Genomic DNA, 17243 nt, shown 5'->3' with positions numbered 1-17243 from the left:
AGATCGATTTGCCGTCCACCGCCATCAAGCCCAGGCCTCGTACCAAACCAGCGGAAATACGTCGTGACGAGCTGATGGCCGCAGCTGAAGCCCTCTTCCTCGAAAAGGGCTTCGCGGCGACAAGCGTGGATGAAATCGTGCGCTTGGCGGACGTTGCCAAAGGTACATTCTATCTGCATTTTCGCAGCAAGGACGACATCCTGCTGAACTTGCGGGAGCGCTTCATCAATGGATTCTGTGAAGGGCTGGAGCGCCAGCTAGATCTACTTCCAGCAGACGACTGGCAGACAAAACTGGCTGTCTGGGCCGAAGCCGGAATTGCCGGTTATCTTGACAATTACAAGCTGCACGACATGGTGTTTCACGATTTTCATCCGCCCATGCGCCGCATGAAGCAGGAAAATCCGGCGGTCGTCCAGCTTGATGCGTTGTTGACCGATGGTAATGCTGCAGGCGCATGGAAAATCGCCGATACGCGTCTGACTGCAGTGCTTCTGTTCAATGCGCTGCACGGTGCGGTCGATGAGACCATCTCCAACCCGGATATGATGGACCGAGCCGAGATGGTTGCCGGTGTTAAAGCATTTTTCCTGCAGGCGGTGAGCGCTTAGCAGTCACGCTCAAAGAAAAAGGGAGGCTGGATGCCTCCCTTTATTGGTTTTCCAGCCTCTTTAGTCGGGCCTACTTTTCAACGAAAGCCTTTTCGATAACGTAATGTCCGGCTTCGCTCTGGCTGCCTTCCTTAAAGCCGCGCTCTTCCAGAATCTGCTTTGTTTCGGCCAGCATTTCAGGGCTGCCGCAGAGCATCATGCGGTCGTCGTCGTGGTTAAACTCCGGCAGACCGACATCGGTAAAGAGCTGCCCCGAACGAATAAGGTCGGTCAGACGACCGCGATTTTTGTAAGGCTCACGCGTAACGGTTGGATAGTAGATGAGTTGGTTCTTGACCATCTCACCAAGGAACTCGTCCTGCGGCAATTCATTGGCGATGAAATCGGTATAGGCAAGCTCTGCCACCTGACGCACGCCATGAACGAGAATGATCTTCTCAAAACGTTCATAGGCTTCCAGATCGCGGATGATCGACAGAAATGGCGCGAGACCGGTGCCGGTCGAGAGCAGCCAGAGATTTTTTCCCGGCTTCAGATTGTCATAGAGCAGCGTACCGACCGGCTTCTTGGACAGGATGATCTGGTCGCCAACTTTCAGGTGCTGAAGCTTTGAAGTCAGCGGACCGTTCGGCACTTTGATCGAGAAGAATTCCAGCCCGTCTTCATAGAGGCTCGAGGCAATGGAATAGGCGCGTGTGAGCGGCTTGCCGTTCACTTCCATACCCATCATGATGAACTGGCCGCTCTGGAAGCGAAAACCGGGGTCGCGCGTCGTGCGGAAGGAAAACAGCGTGTCGGTCCAGTGATGGATGTCGGTGACGGTTTCCTGATTGAAGTTACTGCTCATTTTCGGAACTGTCTCTGTCTTGCTCCTGCACCGCTTGGGAGGACGGCGTCCAGGGATTTGGATTGGTCGGTTCGGTCTTATCGGTCATTGCTGCATTTTGCCCGCAGTCTTGCAGCTTCGTGGAGACTGCATCAGCTGCAGGCAAAACGCCTTGATCACAATCAATGTAAGCGCGTCATGCTGCCTTCAGGGTGGCTTCCGCGAATTCGTAATTGGCCAGCTTGTCGAGGAAATTCGTTACATAGTCAGGCCGACGATTACGGAAATCGAGATAATAGCTATGCTCCCAGACATCAAGCCCTAATAGCGCCTTGCCTTCGCCGGTTGCCAGCGGATTGGAGCCATTCGGCGTCTTGGTGACCTTGAGCTTGCCGTCATTGGCCAGAACCAGCCATGCCCAGCCCGAGCCGAACTGGCCGACAGCTGCGGTTTTGAAGGCTTCCTTGAACTGGTCGATGCTGCCGAAATCCTCGACAATCTTCTTTTCCAGAGCGCCCGGCAGGCGTCCACCGGTTGCCGACAGGTTCTGCCAGAACAGATTGTGGTTCCAATGCTGGCCGGCATTGTTGAACACCGGAGCGAGATCGGCCTTGTCCTTGGCGAAGAGGACGATTTCTTCGAGCGATTTGCCCTTAAGCGCGTCATTCTTTTCAACGAAACCGTTGAGCGCAGTCACATAGGCCTGATGGTGCTTGCCGTGATGCAGCTCAAGCGTTTCCGTGCCCATTCCGACGCCTTCAAGTGCGTTGGTTGCAAAGGGAAGTGGTGGCAAAGTGAAGCTCATTTTAAAACTCCTGATCGCTTGAGCATAATCACCGTTCGGCATCCTGAGGATCGAATCCGGTGTCGACTCTGGCTTTGACGAAAGCCGGTTTGAATACTGAAAATTCAGAATTATCTTGCTTCGACAGGCCTAATCACCTATTTAACAAGATAATCCTTCTTTAAATAGAAAACGGCACATATGTCAAGGAATGACTTTCTAAATACCGATGAATTGGGGGCACGTTCTCCTGCGAAGAGGGTCATGCTCTCCCTCAAGATGCGGGGAGCGCAGACCGCCGCGACCATCGGGGAACATTTGGGAACCACAGGCGAGGCCGTTCGCCAGCAGCTCGTGCGTCTTGCGGAGGAGGGGCTTGTTTCCTCGCATTCCGTGTCGCAAGGCGTCGGCCGGCCTTCATTGTTCTGGGATCTGACCGAAGCCGGTAACAAACGTTTTCCCGATACGCATGCTGATCTGACTGTTCAGCTTCTTCATTCGGTGCGTACCATTCTTGGAGACGATGCACTGGACACGCTGATCGCCCATCGCGAGACCGAGACGCGCCGTCAGTACCAGACGCGCCTGAAGGATTTGTCGCTCGACCAGCGCGTGAAGGAACTTGCCGACATCCGTTCCGCCGAAGGCTACATGGCTGATACCGAAAAACGGGAAGACGGTTCCTGGCTGCTCATAGAAAACCATTGTCCGATCTGTGCCGCTGCCGATGCTTGTCAGGGCTTTTGCAGGTCGGAGCTTCAGGTATTCAGGGCCGTTCTTGGCCCTGATGTTTCGGTAAACCGCACCGAGCATATTCTGGCCGGTGCACGGCGCTGTGCTTACGTTATTGCGCCAACCGCCTAACCATCCTTTCAGCCCTAACCATTCTTTCAGCATTGTGCCGGTTGCGATTGCCTCGCGCTGCGGACGAGAGCAAGTGCTGACACGAACGCCAGTGCAGACAGAATGGCAAAGCCGGAGAAGAGCCAAAGTGCGGCATGTGCGGTGCCGGTAAAGCCACCGGGATTGGTGAGGCCAGCCATATTGGCAACCATTCCGGCAAGTGCTGCACCAAGGGCGGTCGTAAAAAGCTGCACCATGGTCACTGAGGCGGATGCCAGGTTCTGATCCTCTGCGTCGGCACGTTTGAAAATGCGGGTCAGCAGATGCGGCCATGTCAGGCCGACGCCGAAACCGATGACCGCCAGTGCGATACAGATCGGCAGCAGATCGTACCAATGTCCATCGCTGCCAGTCGGAATGAGGACGGCCAGCGTTACCATGCCCGCCACGCCCATGACGGGGGCAGCCAGAATGACACGATCGGTGCGCCCGGCGGCAATTCCTGACGATCCGATGGAACCAAGTGTCCAGCTGCCACCCATAATCGCTGCCAGATAGCCTGCAACAAGCGGCGATTGATTGTGCAGCACCTGAAAGAACAGCGGCACGAAGACTTCGGAACTGGTGACGGATGCGCTGAGGAAGGCAAGGGTGAGATAGAGTGCGCCGAGTTTCCGAATGCTGAACGAGCCTTTCGGGAGGATACGACGGCTGGCTTTCTTTTCCACGGCAGCGAGGAGAAGCAGCAGGACAATCGCGAGCACAACGCCGCCGGTATTCAGCGCCAGCTCCGATGAAATGCTTCCGGCAGAAACGGCAAGGACTGCAGCGGTCAAAAGGATGAGCTGCGGCCAAGCAAGCCGGTCATTGCTGGCGGCGGAGCCGGATTCACGCGGCAGCACCGTCATGGCCATGATGGTGAAGACGGCAATCACCGGCGCAAGCGACCAGAAGGCAGCGCGCCAGATGCCAAGCTCTGCAAAGACGCCGCCGATGGCTGGACCGACAAGCGTAGCCACGCCCCACATGCCGGAAACGAGACCGATGGCACGTGGCCACAGCGCTTCGTCGAAAACGATGCGGATCATGGAATAGGAGAGCGCCAGCATCATGCCGCCTCCAAGACCCTGTATGGCGCGCCCCGCCAGCATGACGGGCATGGATGGAGCGAGGCCGCAAGTCAGGGTTCCAGCAGCAAAGATGACGGCAGCGATCAGATAGGCGCTGCGCGGGCCTGCCTGGGAAAGCAGACGCGGCACAAGCGCCGAGCCGAGAATGGATGCCGTCACGAACAGCGCCGTGTTCCAGGCATAATAATCCATGCCGCCAATATCGGCGACGACCGTGGGCAGAATGGTTGTAGCGATGAATACGTTGATAGCGTGAAGCGCCACGCCGCCAACAAGCGTCAGCGATACGATAGCGTTTCTACCTGCGAACAGATCTCCCCAACCGGCGGTCGGCTTGTGATCCTGCATTTCATTTTCCTTTGACTATCCTTGTGCGGGCGAATGCCTGAGAGCCTGTTCCAAAAATCACCATTTTCGCCACGGCTTGCCGCTTTTTGATTCAGGCTCTGAATAAGGTCGCCCCGAACATGAAATAATGGCTACGCCCGCACCCATAATTTGTCAAGTGAATGCTTGTTTAATTAAACTGACGATACTCGAGAATCTGTAGCAAGCCGTCTTGTGGGGTGGAAGCCATTTGTCCGGGCAAAGACTTTCAATGAAAACGACAGTGCAAGCGGGAGCGAGGGGGAAGGGGTTCAAATCCTCGCAAAAAGGCCTATATGAGGCTCACCCGCTGAAGGTGGGCAGGAAGTGGAGAAGTAATCCGCGATAGCTTGTGGGGAAATTTTTTCCCGATAATGCTGTGGCGGATTTGTGTTTCTGTCACAAGCTTCCTATAAGCCTTCGAATAATTTGGGAAACTACTTATGTGTTTCCTCAACTTGGCAAACCAGCCTTGCTGGCAAGGCCAGATTTCCCCTTGGACGACCCGGAACGCTCATGATCCAGACGCCTTACTATCTGATCGACAAGACCAAGCTGAAGCGCAACATGGAAAAGGTTGCCTATGTGCGCGAGAAATCCGGCGCCAAGGCGCTGTTGGCGCTGAAATGCTTTGCCACCTGGTCGGTATTTGATCTGATGAGCGAATATATGGATGGCACGACATCGTCTTCGCTCAACGAAGTGCGTCTCGGCCGTGAAAGATTCGGCGGCGAAACCCATGCCTATAGCGTGGCCTATGCCGATAACGAGATCGACGAGGTCATCAGCCACGCCGACAAGATCATCTTCAATTCGATCGGTCAGCTTGAGCGCTTTGCCGACAAGGCAGCACATATCAAGCGTGGCCTGCGCCTCAATCCGGGTGTCTCGTCCTCGAGCTTCGATCTGGCCGATCCGGCGCGTCCGTTCAGCCGCCTTGGCGAATGGGATGTGGCGAAGGTCGAGAAGGTCATGGACCGCGTGACCGGCTTCATGATCCATAACAATTGCGAAAATTCCGATTTCGGTCTTTTCGACAAGATGCTGACCGATATCGAAGAAAAGTTCGGCTCGCTTCTGCACCGCGTTGAATGGGTCAGCCTTGGCGGCGGTATCCACTTCACTGGTGACAACTATCCGGTCGATGCGTTCTGCGCGCGCCTCAAGTCCTTCTCGGAAACATTCGGCGTGCAGGTCTATCTGGAGCCGGGCGAAGCCTCGATCACCAAGACCACGACGTTGGAAGTGACGGTTCTCGACACGCTGTTCAACGGCAAGAATCTTGCCATCGTCGATAGCTCAATCGAAGCGCATATGCTCGATCTACTCATCTATCGTGAAAAGGCGAAGATGGCTCCGAACAACGGCGAGCATAGCTATATGGTGTGCGGCAAGTCCTGCCTTGCCGGTGATATTTTCGGCGAATTCACTTTCGACAAGGAGCTCTCCATCGGCGACCGCCTCTCGTTTGAAGATGCGGCCGGTTATACGATGGTCAAGAAGAACTGGTTCAATGGTGTGAAAATGCCAGCCATTGCCGTGCGTGAACTGGATGGCACGGTCAAACTTGTCCGCGAATTTGATTACGCGGATTTTGAAGGGTCGCTTTCGTAAAGATCCTGTTGCGATTTCAAACCGCAACGAACCCACATGTTCCGAATGAGAAGGCAGTCGGGACAGTTAACAGATGGCGGGGAACCGCTGGAAGAGGAAGCATCGACAGAAAATGAAGAAGAACGTTCTCATTATCGGCGCCGGGGGCGTGGCACAGGTTGTTGCACATAAATGTGCGCAAAACTCTGACATATTGGGCGATATCCATATTGCGTCCCGCACGGTTGAGAAATGCCGCAAGATTATCGATAGCGTGCATGAAAAGAAGAGCCTCAAGACCGAGGTGAAACTGGAAGCGCATGCTTTGGACGCGCTGGATATTGAAGCTACCAAGGCTCTGATCCAGAAGACCGGCGTTCAGATCGTCATCAATGTCGGCTCGGCCTTCCTCAATATGTCGGTTCTGCGTGCCTGTATCGATACGGGCGTGGCTTACATGGACACCGCGATCCATGAAGACCCGAAGAAGATTTGCGAAACCCCACCATGGTATGGCAACTACGAATGGAAGCACCTGCAGGAATGCGAGGAGAAGGGCATCACCGCCATTCTCGGCATCGGCTTTGATCCGGGCGTGGTCAATGCCTATGCACGCCTTGCGGCAGATGACTATCTCGATGAAGTGAAGTCCATCGACATCGTTGACATCAACGCCGGTTCGCATGGCCGCTGGTTCTCGACCAACTTCGACCCTGAAATCAACTTCCGCGAATTCACCGGCACGGTTTATTCCTGGCAGAAGGGTGAATGGCAGTCGAACAAGATGTTCGAAGTCGGCCAGACGTTCGATCTGCCCGTTGTCGGCCCGAGCAAGGCCTATATGACTGGCCACGACGAAGTGCATTCGCTGTCCAAGAATTACCCTAATGCCGATGTGCGTTTCTGGATGGGCTTTGGCGATCACTACATCAATGTCTTCACGGTGCTGAACAATCTCGGCCTTCTGTCGGAACAGCCAGTCAAGACCGCTGAAGGTCTGGAAGTCGTGCCGCTCAAGGTGGTCAAGGCTGTTCTGCCTGATCCGTCGTCGCTGGCACCGGATTACACCGGCAAGACCTGTATTGGCGATTTCGTGAAGGGCACCAAGGACGGCAAGGAGAAGGAAGTCTTCATCTATAATGTTGCCGACCACAAGGACGCCTATAACGAAGTGGGTTCGCAGGGCATTTCCTACACCGCTGGCGTTCCGCCGGTTGCAGCCGCAATCCTGATTGCCTCGGGCGAATGGGATGTGAAGAAGATGGTCAATGTGGAAGAGCTTAATCCAAAGCCTTTCCTTCACATCCTGAATCAGATTGGCTTGCCATCGCGCATCAAGGACGAAGACGGCGACCGTGCATTGGATTTCGCGTAAGGATACCGCTTTATACTATTGGAAAACCCCGCTTTGGCGGGGTTTTTTATTGCGCCCTGATTCGGCTTATTCAGGCATATTTGGCCACGTATCCGAAAGCCGATACCCATCCGGAAACGGATCGCTCGGATCAAGCATGAGCTGCGAAGTCCCTGTCACCCATGCGCGACCGGAAATGATCGGGCTGATGGCAGGTTTGCCGCCGAGTTCCAGCGCCTTGTCCAACCGACAATGAAACTCCGTGCCTAGTACCGACTTCCCGATGAATTTCTCTCCGACCTTCATCTGGCCTTTTGCATGAAGCACGGCCATGCGCGCCGAACAGCCAGTGCCGGTCGGGGACCGGTCGAGTTTGGCCGGGCGAATGGCAACGGTGTTCACGCCGGTCAGCACATCGCCCTCGCGCGTCACCGGCTCGGTGATCTGACAGAAGGAAATGTGGTTCCAGTCTTTTTCAGGATGGCGGAAACCAAGCTGTTCATTGGCGGCTTTGGTGATCTTCACGCCGATCTCGGCGAGTTCCCGCGCCTGGCCCGGCTCGATCTTCATTCCGATAGAAGCTGCATCGACAATCACGAAACTGTCGCCGCCATAGGCCGTATCGACGGTAACAGTGCCAAGTCCTTCAACTTCCAATGATGCATCCAGACGATCGGCAAAGGACGGCACGTTGCGGACACTGATACGCTCGGCCTTGCCGTTGCGGCATTCCGCTTCCACTTCGATGATACCGCCGGGGGCTTCCAGCACCATGCGCGTCACCGGCTCCTGCATGGGAACGATGCCGCTATCTAGTAGAACCGTGGAGACGCAGATCGAGTTGGAGCCCGACATCGGCGGCGTATCGGCGGGCTCCATGATGATGAAACCCATCTGCGCGCGCGGGTCTTTCGGTGGCACCAGCAGGTTGACGTGGCGGAATACGCCGCCGCGAGGCTCGTTCAGGACGAAATTGCGTAAGGTCTCGTCATTGGCGATGAAGCGCGATTGCTCCCACACCGTATTGCCGGGAGGCGGCGCCACCCCACCGACGATGACATCGCCGACTTCGCCCTCCGCATGACAGCCGACTATATGGATGACTTTGGTACTGCGCATGACGCCTCCTGCAATTAATACAATCATTCCTATCGGTTAGGCCACAAGCGTCAATCCTTTATCGGACGGGCAATTGCGCTTTCGTGTCAGAATGAGGATTTCATTCCTCTATGTGTCCGGAGGCGAAAAATCCATTTCGAGATGTGTTGCTTCTTTGAGCAAGTCTGATATCCATGTTGCTCTAATTTTGTGCAAATCGATGCGCAGCCCGCTTGGCTCCGGATCAGTTTCTGGAACATACACAACGTTCCCAATAGAAATTGAGCAACCCGAAAAATGGGGTGTGTTCGCTCTATGAGCGATGACACCCTTAGCCTGCATGGGACGGTCGATGATCGTATTTCTGCGCCTCTTCTCAGATTGACATGGTCTCTGATGTTCCGGGGCGTGGCCTCAATCAAAATGGAGCATCCGGCGGATTGACGGCCCCGGATGTTTCGGGGAGCGGACTATGGACAGGACAATCAATGCGGGTTTTCAGCAGCCCCATGAATCCGGCATGCAGCGTTGGGGCAGGGAGATGGCCGCCGCGCTGACGCTCGGCTGGCCGCTGATCTTCACCAATCTTTCGCAGGCAGCATTGACCGCGACAGACGTTATCTTCATCGGCCGTCTTGGCGCGGATACGCTTGCCTCGGCCCTGCTGACGACGAGCTTCTATCACACGCTGATGATCTTCTCGATGGGGCTTGTCTCGGCCGTGATGCCGATGATCGCCATCGCGCTTGGCAAGAACCGCCATTCGGTGCGCGATGTGCGCCGTACTGTGCGTCAGGGTTTCTGGACCGCAATCATGATCGCGATTCCGGTCTGGATCGTGCTATGGCATTGCGAGGAGATTTTCCTGTTTCTCGGCCAGCGTCCGGACATTGCTGCCCGTTCGACCGATTTCATGCACACGCTGCAATGGGCGCTTCTGCCTTATCTCGGTTATATCGTTCTGCGCTCATTCTTTGCGGCCATGGAAAAGCCGATGTGGACGCTGTTGATCGCAGCGCTTGCCATCGGCTTCAATGCGCTTGCCGGTTGGACGCTGATTTTCGGCCATTTCGGCTTTCCGCGCATGGAACTGCACGGCGCCGGTATCGCCACCACAGCGTCAAGCACGATGATGTTCCTTGGACTTGCATTCATCACACTGCGTCATCGCCGTTTCCGCCGCTATCACCTGTTCGGTCGCTTCTGGCGTCCCGACTGGGCTCGCCTGCTCGAACTGTGGCGCATCGGCATTCCGATGGCGCTGACATTCGTGTTCGAAACCTCCATCTTCTATGCTGCCGTTGTCATGATGGGCCGCATCGGACCAACGGCGATGGCGGCTCACGCGGTGGCGATCCAGATCGCATCGCTCAGCTTCATGGTGCCACTCGGTTTCGGACAGGTTGCAACGGTGCGCGTGGGCAGGGCCTATGGTGCAGGCCATCCCAAGGCAATTGCCTATGCGGGCTGGAGCGCCTATGCCCTTGGCGTTGGTTTCATGTCTGTCACGGGACTGCTCATGATCCTCATTCCGCGCGTGTTCATCGGCGTTTTCCTCGATCTGCACGATCCGCAGAATCTGCCGGTGATGGAACTGGCCGTGACTTTCCTTGCGCTGGCAGCACTCTTCCAGATCGTTGACGGCGCGCAAGCCGTTGCCGCAGGCATGCTGCGCGGTTTGCGTGATACGCGCGTACCGATGTTTCTGGCGCTGTTCGGCTATTGGGGGGTGGGGCTGCCACTGGGTGCCTTGCTTGCATTCAAGTTCGAGCTCGGCGGCGTGGGTATCTGGCTCGGCCTTGCTGCCGGTCTCGGCATTGTCGCGGTGTTGATGACATTGCGGTGGCGCAGGCATCTTGCCCATGTCTCGGCGCATCCCGCCTGATAAAAAAGCCATACGACGTCACGTCGTATGGCTTTTGATCATAGTGCCGAGATTCACTTCGTCAGAGCGGTGATGCGATCAAGCGCTGCGCCGAAGCCTTTGAGCGAAACCTTGAAGGCGACAGGTTGGCTTGGGCTCAAGGCCGTCGTGGTGACGTTGATATTCGTGCCAGCCTTGAGCGCTGCAACCTGCTTTGCTTCAAAGCTTACTGGCGCCAGGCAACCCTGTGGTAGGCAGGTCGAGAAAGCGAGATTAGGTCCGGCAACATCATCGATCTTGAGTGAAGCGCCTTTTGCCAGGTCGAGACCGAATGGCATCAACAGAACGCCTTCGACCTTACCGGCAGTGTTATGCAATTCTGCAGTGAGCACGCGCTGGCCGGTCTGCGTGCTGCTCTGGTCCTGACGCATGACACAGATGCTTGTTTCCTTCTGGTTTTGACAGGAAACAGTCCAGTCCTGATAGGTCTCCTGAAGGGTGCTTGCTCCACCGGGAAGGGGAGCGGCCAGCGCTGGTGCGCCCGAAATGGCAGCGAACGTGAATGCAAGACCGATTGCGCGATAGCTTTTCATAAATAGATTCTCTCTGAAATTAATGAGTCCCAGAACCGTATACTCGGACGCGGTGTCCAAGAAAACATTATGGAGCATAAAATATTCGTGTCTTCAACTAGGATTTATTGTTTATATTTTAGTTATATAAATAGATATGAATATATTATTGGTTGTGCAGGCCTCTTTTTCTATGGGCAAGGTTTTGTTCATTGTCCCCTTTTCCTTGGGATGCGGGAACTTTAAAGTCACTAGGGTCAGGACTTACAAATTTGGTGACATGGTGTGAGGCCATCCGTTTGGATACGAGGAGAAAAGGCGAAGGAAATGTGGTTCATTTTCAAGCCTTTTTGACGCGGTAGCCAAGCGGATGGACCACATCCTTCGGACACCGAAATGCCAAGGCGGATGTTGGCGATCTGCCGCGTCGAACCGCTCGACCGGGGGCTCCCCCGTTCTTCGCGCCTCTCCTTGTATATTTGGTCATTTCAGATGCCATTGTTACCAAATTAGTAAGTCCTGACCCTAGATGACAAGTCGGATTGCCGACCGGGAGGAGAAAACGTGACGCTGCGCTATCAGATCGTTGCACTGGCGATTGTGCCGCTCATCGTGGCTATTCTGACGGTCACGGCCTTTATCACCTGGCAATCTGCAAATCTCGTGCAGAGCAGCATCGCGACCTTCGAGAAGAACATGCTCAAGGCCAAGGAAACCGAGCTGCTCAATCTCACCAATCTGGCGCTTTCCTCCATACAGCAGATTTACGATGAGGCTGGTCCCGACGATACCGCTGCCATGGAAAAGGTACGGGAGATTCTGACCTCGCTCGATTACGGTCGTGACGGTTATTTCTTCGTCTATGATTACGATGGCAACAATGTCGTCCATCCGCGCCAGACCTTTCGGCCCGGCCATAACTGGCTCAACCTTGTCGATCCCGATGGGGATCGCGTTATTGCCAACCTGATCGGCAAGGCGAAGGAAGGCGGAGGATTGCACCAGTATAAATGGGAAAAGCCATCCAGCGGCGAAATGGCCGACAAGCTCTCTTTTGCCGTTGGTCTGGATAAATGGAAATGGATGCTCGGAACGGGCGTCTATCTCGATGATGTCTATGTGCAGACGGCTGCCGCCAATGCGGATTTTCGCGCCAATATCCGCACGACCTTCCTCATTGTCAGTCTGATCGCCGTGCCTGCCGTGATGCTCGTTTTCGCAACCTGCATGCTGCTCAATCTGCGCGAGCGACGCATGGCCGACAACAAGCTGAAGGAGTTGGCGCAGCGCATCATCGACACGCAGGAAGAAGAACGAGCGCGTCTGGCGCGCGAGCTTCACGACGGTATTTCCCAAAATCTCGTCGGTGTTCGCTATGCCATCGATCTTGCAAGCCGTCAGGTGAGAATGGGCAGCGGAGGTGCGCCGCTTGCTATCGAGAAAGCATCGGATGCGCTTAATGGTGCGATCAAGGAGGTTCGGCGGCTTTCACATGATTTGCGCCCGCGCATTCTGGACGATCTTGGGCTGACGGTAGCTCTCAAAGCCCTGTGCGAGCATTTTTCGGAGCGAACCGGTATTGAAACGCAGCTGGAAGCAAGCGGACTGAACGAGACGTTAAAGCCGGAAGCAAGTACGGCGCTTTATCGCGTGGTGCAGGAAGCACTCACCAATGTCGAACGCCATTCTGGCGCCAGTCATGTAGGAATCCGGCTTTGGGGTTCAAATGGCAAGGTTACAATGACCGTTGCCGACGACGGCAATGGTTTCACCGCGCGTGATCTGAAGGATCAGTTGTCGGGATTGGGCTTGCGCAATATGCAGGAGCGAATGGCACATTTCGGCGGCGTGCTCTTGGTTGAAACCAGCGCAGATGGTACGCAACTCACCGCGCGTTTGCCGAAATCGGCAACAGAAAGAAGGCGGGAACCGGAAGTCGCATGACGAACCAATGCAAGATTCGCGTATTGCTCGTGGATAATCATCCGCTGGTGCTGGATGGTCTGCGCGCTGTGCTCGAAACCTATGACGATATCGATATTACAGGAGCGGCTTCCAATGCGCGAGCTGCACTGGAACTGGCGCTTTCCGTCAATCCCGACGTGGTTTTGATGGATATCAACATGCCGCTTCTCAATGGTATCGACGCTATCGAGCTGTTCAAGAAGCAATTGCCTGGCATTCGCATCCTCATGCTGTCCATGCATGATAGCCGCGAATATATCTCTACCTCCATCATGCGCGGGGCTTCCGGCTACGTGCTGAAGGATGTGTCGACGACTGAAATCGTCGCCGCCATTCATGCGGTCGCTTCGGGGGGGACATATTTCTCATCCGGTGTTTCGGAAGCACTGCTCGACAGCGGCGACAGGAAGTCGGAAGGCTTGTCTTTGCGTGAAAATGATGTGCTCGTGCTGGTGGCTGAAGGCGGAAGCAATCGGGAGATTGCGATGAATCTCGGCATTTCGGAAGCGACCGTTGAAACTCACCGCAAGAACATCAAGAAGAAGCTTGGAATTGGCAGCACAGCTGGGCTTACACGCTATGCCATCGAGAACCGGCTGCGCCTGTCTTCGCAGTAACCTGTATTCTTCCCAACCCCGCATAGCGCCTTACCCACTAATGGGTAGAGCTTTGTTTCTTAGAACTTTCGTCAACTTGCGACGTCGAATCGCCGGTCCTATCATCCGCTCCAAAACCGCTTGAGGAGGCGGAAAAGGAGGGGAGGAGCGATGTCAGTCTTGCTGGCGTTGTCGCGTGCTATCGACGCGGCCAATAATTTTATCGGAAAATCCGTGTCGTGGCTGATCCTGGTGGCGGTGCTCATCAGTGCGATCAACGCAGTCTCGCGCAAGCTGTTCAATCTCAGTTCGAACGCATGGCTGGAAGCGCAGTGGTATCTGTTCTCGGCGGTCTTCCTGATCGCAGCCGGATACACGCTTCTGCATAGCGAGCATGTGAAGGTCGATCTGCTCTACAGCCGCTATTCACGGCGAACCCAGCTTCTGGTCGAGATTTTCGGCACGATCTTTTTTCTCCTGCCTTTCTGCCTCATCACGATTTACCTCTCCTGGCCCATCGTGGCAGCCAAGATTGCCAGCGGTGAAACCTCCAACAATACGGGCGGACTGGTTTTATGGCCGGTCTGGATGCTGATCCCCATCGGCTTCGGCTTGCTCGCATTGCAGGGCATTTCCGAACTCATCAAGCGCATCGCCATCCTTCAAGGGCGGATACCGGACACGGTCGCCCTTGAAGATGCAGAAGCCCAGGCGCTCTGAGGGGAATGGATATGATTGCTTTTATTGCGGAAAATCTCGCGCCGTTGATGTTTCTGTCGCTGGTGGTCGTGTTGTTGCTCGGCTACCCTGTGGCTTTCGCACTGGCCTTTGTCGGTTTTGCCTTCGGTTTCGTCGGCATCGAAATGGGGCTTTTGCCGGTCAATCTGTTCGGAGCGATACCGGACCGCATCTTTGGGCAGATGTCGAACGAGACATTGCTTGCCATTCCGTTCTTTACGTTCATGGGGCTGATACTGGAGCGAAGCGGCATGGCAGAAGAACTGCTCGATACGATCGGGCAGCTTTTCGGACCGGTGCGTGGAGGGCTTGCTTTTGCGGTGATTATCGTCGGCGCACTTCTGGCTGCAACCACCGGCGTCGTTGCCGCTTCGGTGATTTCAATGGGGCTGATTTCGCTCCCGATCATGCTGCGCTACGGCTATGATCGCAAAGTGGCGAGCGGCACGATTGCCGCCTCAGGCACGCTGGCGCAAATCATTCCACCGAGCCTTGTTCTGATCGTTCTAGCCGACCAGCTCGGCCGTTCGGTTGGCGATATGTACAAGGGCGCGCTGGTCCCCGGCCTGCTGCTTGTCGGCTTCTACTGCGCTTTCATCATTGGCATGTCGATTTTCCGGCCTGATACGGTCCCGGCACTACCGCCTCAGGCTCGTACATTAAAGGGCTGGAAACTGGCGCAGAAAGTGGTGATTTCGCTTGTGCCGCCGCTCGTACTGATCTTCCTTGTTTTGGGAACGATCTTCATCGGTGTTGCGACCCCCACGGAAGGTGGAGCCATGGGCGCGGTCGGTGCGTTGCTTCTCGCCATCATCAACCGCCGTCTCAACATGACGATACTGACCTCGGCGCTCTACGCCACGGCAAAGCTCTCGTCTTTTGTTATCTTTATTCTGCTCGGCGCGCGCGTTTTCTCACTCACGTTCTATGGCGTCAACGGTCACGTCTGGGTCGAGCACCTGATGACGTCGATTCCCGGCGGTGAAGTGGGCTTCCTGATCGTCGCCAATATTCTGGTGTTCTTTCTGGCCTTCTTCCTCGACTATTTCGAGCTTGCCTTCATCATCATCCCGCTTCTGGCGCCGGTAGCCGACAGTCTGGGCATCGATCTGGTCTGGTTCGGCGTCATGCTGGCAGTCAACATGCAGACATCGTTCATGCATCCGCCATTCGGCTTCTCGCTGTTTTATCTGCGTTCGGTTGCTCCGTCCCGACCCTACAAGGACAAGGTGACTGGCGCGACCATCCAGCCGGTAACGTCCGGACAGATCTACATGGGTTCGATCCCGTTCCTGATAATCCAGCTTGTCATGGTCGGTATCATTATCAGCTTTCCGGGAATCGTCACTCTCTACAAGAGCGGCCATCCGCAGGCTGACCCGGCATCGATCCAGATCAATGTGCCGATGCCCGATGCGGGCGGTGGAAATCCGTTTGGTGCGGCACCAGCACCTTTCGGTGCGCCGTCGCCGTCTACTGAGCCTCTGCCTGCGCCGTCATTCGGCTCACCGCAACCGAGCTTCGGACAGGACAAGGATCAACAGCAAAAGCCTGCGCAATGAGGGGAAAACGAGCATTGCGTAGGTTTCGATAAAACCAGAACATCTTAGGAGGAGACACATGAAACAGGATTTGAGCCGTCGCACATTTCTGACGAAGGGTGCTGCAATCGGCGCTGCCGCAGCGACAAGCGGAGCTGCTCTTGCAACTCCGGCAATCGCGCAGGAATTGCCGACGCTCCGCTGGCGTCTAACCTCGGGCTTCCCGAACAATCTGGACACCATCTATGGCGGCGCGGTCTTCATGGCAGACGCCGTATCAAAGATGACGGAGGGCAAGTTCCAGATACAGGTATTCCAGGCCGGTGAAATCGTGCCCGGCCCACAGGCGATCGATGCCGTGCAGGCGAATACGGTCGAAATGGCGCATACATGCGGCTATTACTTCACCGGCAAGAATCCAGCCTTCGCCATCGGCACGGCAATTCCTTTCGGCATGAACACCCGTCTGCAGAACGCCTGGCTTTATCATGGCGGCGGCAACGAGCTTTATAATGCGTTCCTCGCCGATTACGGCATTGTCGGCATTGTCGGCGGCAACACGGCAGCCCAGATGGGCGGCTGGTATCGCAAGGAAATCAAGAGTCTCGCGGATCTGAAGGGCCTGAAGATGCGCATTGCGGGCGTGGCTGGTGAAGTCATGTCGCGTCTCGGAGTCGTCCCGCAGCAGCTTCCCGGCGGTGACATCTATCCGTCGCTGGAGCGCGGCACAATTGATGCGGCTGAATGGGTCGGTCCGTATGACGACGAGAAGCTCGGCTTCTACCAGATCGCGCCTTATTATTATTATCCGGCTTTCTGGGAAGGTGGCGCCTCGGTGCACTTCTTCATCAACAAGCAGCAATATGAAAGCCTGCCGGAAGCCTACAAGGTGGCGCTGAATACAGCGGCTGAAGCCGCGACTCAGAACATGATCGCACTTTACGATGTGAAGAACACCGCGGCGATTCGTTCTCTCGTGTCGAAAGGGGTCAAGTTGCAGCCCTTGCCGCGAGACGTTCTGGACGCCGCCTACAAGGTCGCATTCGAACTCTATGCGGAATACAACGAGAAGAATCCGGCCTGGGCGAAAATCTATCCGAGCTGGAAAAAGTTCCGCGACGAGGGCTTCGAATGGTTCCGGGTCGCCGAGTATACCTATGACAGCTATGTCTATGCGCAACAGGCCGCAGGAAAATAACGCCGATATCACAATAGGTTACGAAGTGAGCGGGGCTGTTTCAGCCCCGTTTTCTTTTGGTTTCATTGTATTAGCGTTGCCACAGAAGCAATCATGTAATTGCTAATGATAAGTAATATGGTAATTATTGTTGGTGATATTAAATAATAAATAAATAGCTATAA

15 protein-coding genes are annotated in these 17243 nt (G+C 55.3%); 10 read left to right on the top strand and 5 right to left on the bottom strand.

Going from position 1 to position 17243, the window contains the following annotated elements:
• Nucleotides 1–8: 8 nt before the first annotated feature.
• Entirely contained in the window at nt 9–611 is a 603-nt protein-coding gene (locus MKS82_RS07850; protein WP_109986053.1) for a TetR/AcrR family transcriptional regulator, read from the top strand.
• A gap of 70 nt (nt 612–681) precedes the next feature.
• On the opposite strand, the gene MKS82_RS07845 is transcribed toward MKS82_RS07850, so the two are convergent.
• Together MKS82_RS07845 and MKS82_RS07840 are read right to left on the bottom strand one after the other, a co-directional pair.
• Nucleotides 682–1458, bottom strand: coding sequence for a ferredoxin--NADP reductase (locus tag MKS82_RS07845; protein ID WP_109986054.1), 777 nt, complete (start codon nt 1456–1458; stop codon nt 682–684).
• A gap of 175 nt (nt 1459–1633) precedes the next feature.
• On the bottom strand, nt 1634–2242 hold the full coding sequence (locus MKS82_RS07840; protein WP_109986055.1) for a superoxide dismutase: 609 nt from the start codon (nt 2240–2242) through the stop codon (nt 1634–1636).
• A 243-nt stretch (nt 2243–2485) separates the two neighbouring features.
• Between MKS82_RS07840 and MKS82_RS07835 the strand changes: the two genes are divergently transcribed.
• A complete protein-coding gene (locus MKS82_RS07835; protein ID WP_109986056.1) occupies nt 2486–3085 on the top strand; it encodes a helix-turn-helix transcriptional regulator in 600 nt (199 codons plus the stop codon).
• 26 nt (nt 3086–3111) lie between these two features.
• Here MKS82_RS07835 and MKS82_RS07830 read toward each other — a convergent pair whose 3' ends face one another.
• Nucleotides 3112–4542, bottom strand: coding sequence for an MFS transporter (locus MKS82_RS07830; protein WP_109986057.1), 1431 nt, complete (start codon nt 4540–4542; stop codon nt 3112–3114).
• A 534-nt stretch (nt 4543–5076) separates the two neighbouring features.
• Here MKS82_RS07830 and nspC point away from each other — a divergent pair.
• The gene (nspC, locus tag MKS82_RS07825) at nt 5077–6174 is read left to right on the top strand and encodes a carboxynorspermidine decarboxylase (protein ID WP_109986058.1); all 1098 of its coding nucleotides are present in this window, start codon (nt 5077–5079) and stop codon (nt 6172–6174) included.
• Nucleotides 6175–6286: 112 nt separating this feature from the next.
• Nucleotides 6287–7528, top strand: coding sequence for a saccharopine dehydrogenase family protein (locus MKS82_RS07820; protein ID WP_109986059.1), 1242 nt, complete (start codon nt 6287–6289; stop codon nt 7526–7528).
• Nucleotides 7529–7594: 66 nt separating this feature from the next.
• Here MKS82_RS07820 and MKS82_RS07815 read toward each other — a convergent pair whose 3' ends face one another.
• Nucleotides 7595–8626: a trans-3-hydroxy-L-proline dehydratase gene (locus MKS82_RS07815; RefSeq protein ID WP_109986060.1), complete on the bottom strand. Its 1032-nt coding sequence runs from the start codon at nt 8624–8626 to the stop codon at nt 7595–7597.
• A 451-nt stretch (nt 8627–9077) separates the two neighbouring features.
• Between MKS82_RS07815 and MKS82_RS07810 the strand changes: the two genes are divergently transcribed.
• The gene (locus MKS82_RS07810; RefSeq protein ID WP_109986061.1) at nt 9078–10490 is read left to right on the top strand and encodes an MATE family efflux transporter; all 1413 of its coding nucleotides are present in this window, start codon (nt 9078–9080) and stop codon (nt 10488–10490) included.
• A gap of 53 nt (nt 10491–10543) precedes the next feature.
• Here MKS82_RS07810 and MKS82_RS07805 read toward each other — a convergent pair whose 3' ends face one another.
• A complete protein-coding gene (locus MKS82_RS07805; protein ID WP_109986062.1) occupies nt 10544–11062 on the bottom strand; it encodes an invasion associated locus B family protein in 519 nt (172 codons plus the stop codon).
• A gap of 543 nt (nt 11063–11605) precedes the next feature.
• Between MKS82_RS07805 and MKS82_RS07800 the strand changes: the two genes are divergently transcribed.
• From MKS82_RS07800 to MKS82_RS07780, 5 genes are all read left to right on the top strand, one after another.
• Complete coding sequence (locus MKS82_RS07800; RefSeq protein WP_109986063.1) at nt 11606–12985, top strand: cache domain-containing protein; 1380 nt, start codon at nt 11606–11608, stop codon at nt 12983–12985.
• Nucleotides 12982–13623 carry a response regulator transcription factor gene (locus MKS82_RS07795; RefSeq protein ID WP_109986064.1) on the top strand — a complete coding sequence of 214 codons (642 nt, stop codon included), beginning with the start codon at nt 12982–12984 and terminating at the stop codon, nt 13621–13623. The genes MKS82_RS07800 and MKS82_RS07795 overlap by 4 nt, the downstream gene beginning before the upstream one ends.
• A gap of 150 nt (nt 13624–13773) precedes the next feature.
• Nucleotides 13774–14322 (top strand): TRAP transporter small permease subunit, encoded by a 549-nt coding sequence (locus MKS82_RS07790; RefSeq protein ID WP_109986065.1) that lies wholly within the window; start codon nt 13774–13776, stop codon nt 14320–14322.
• Nucleotides 14323–14333: 11 nt separating this feature from the next.
• Entirely contained in the window at nt 14334–15902 is a 1569-nt protein-coding gene (locus tag MKS82_RS07785) for a TRAP transporter large permease (protein WP_240578584.1), read from the top strand.
• A 58-nt stretch (nt 15903–15960) separates the two neighbouring features.
• Entirely contained in the window at nt 15961–17079 is a 1119-nt protein-coding gene (locus tag MKS82_RS07780; RefSeq protein WP_109986066.1) for a TRAP transporter substrate-binding protein, read from the top strand.
• The last annotated feature ends 164 nt before the right edge of the window (nt 17080–17243 follow it).

The sequence above is a fragment of the Ochrobactrum sp. A-1 genome (genome assembly GCF_022488005.1).
In the GTDB taxonomy this organism is placed as follows: domain Bacteria; phylum Pseudomonadota; class Alphaproteobacteria; order Rhizobiales; family Rhizobiaceae; genus Brucella.
Note: the sequence above shows the minus strand (reverse complement) of the source record. Positions and strands in the feature narration are given on the sequence as shown.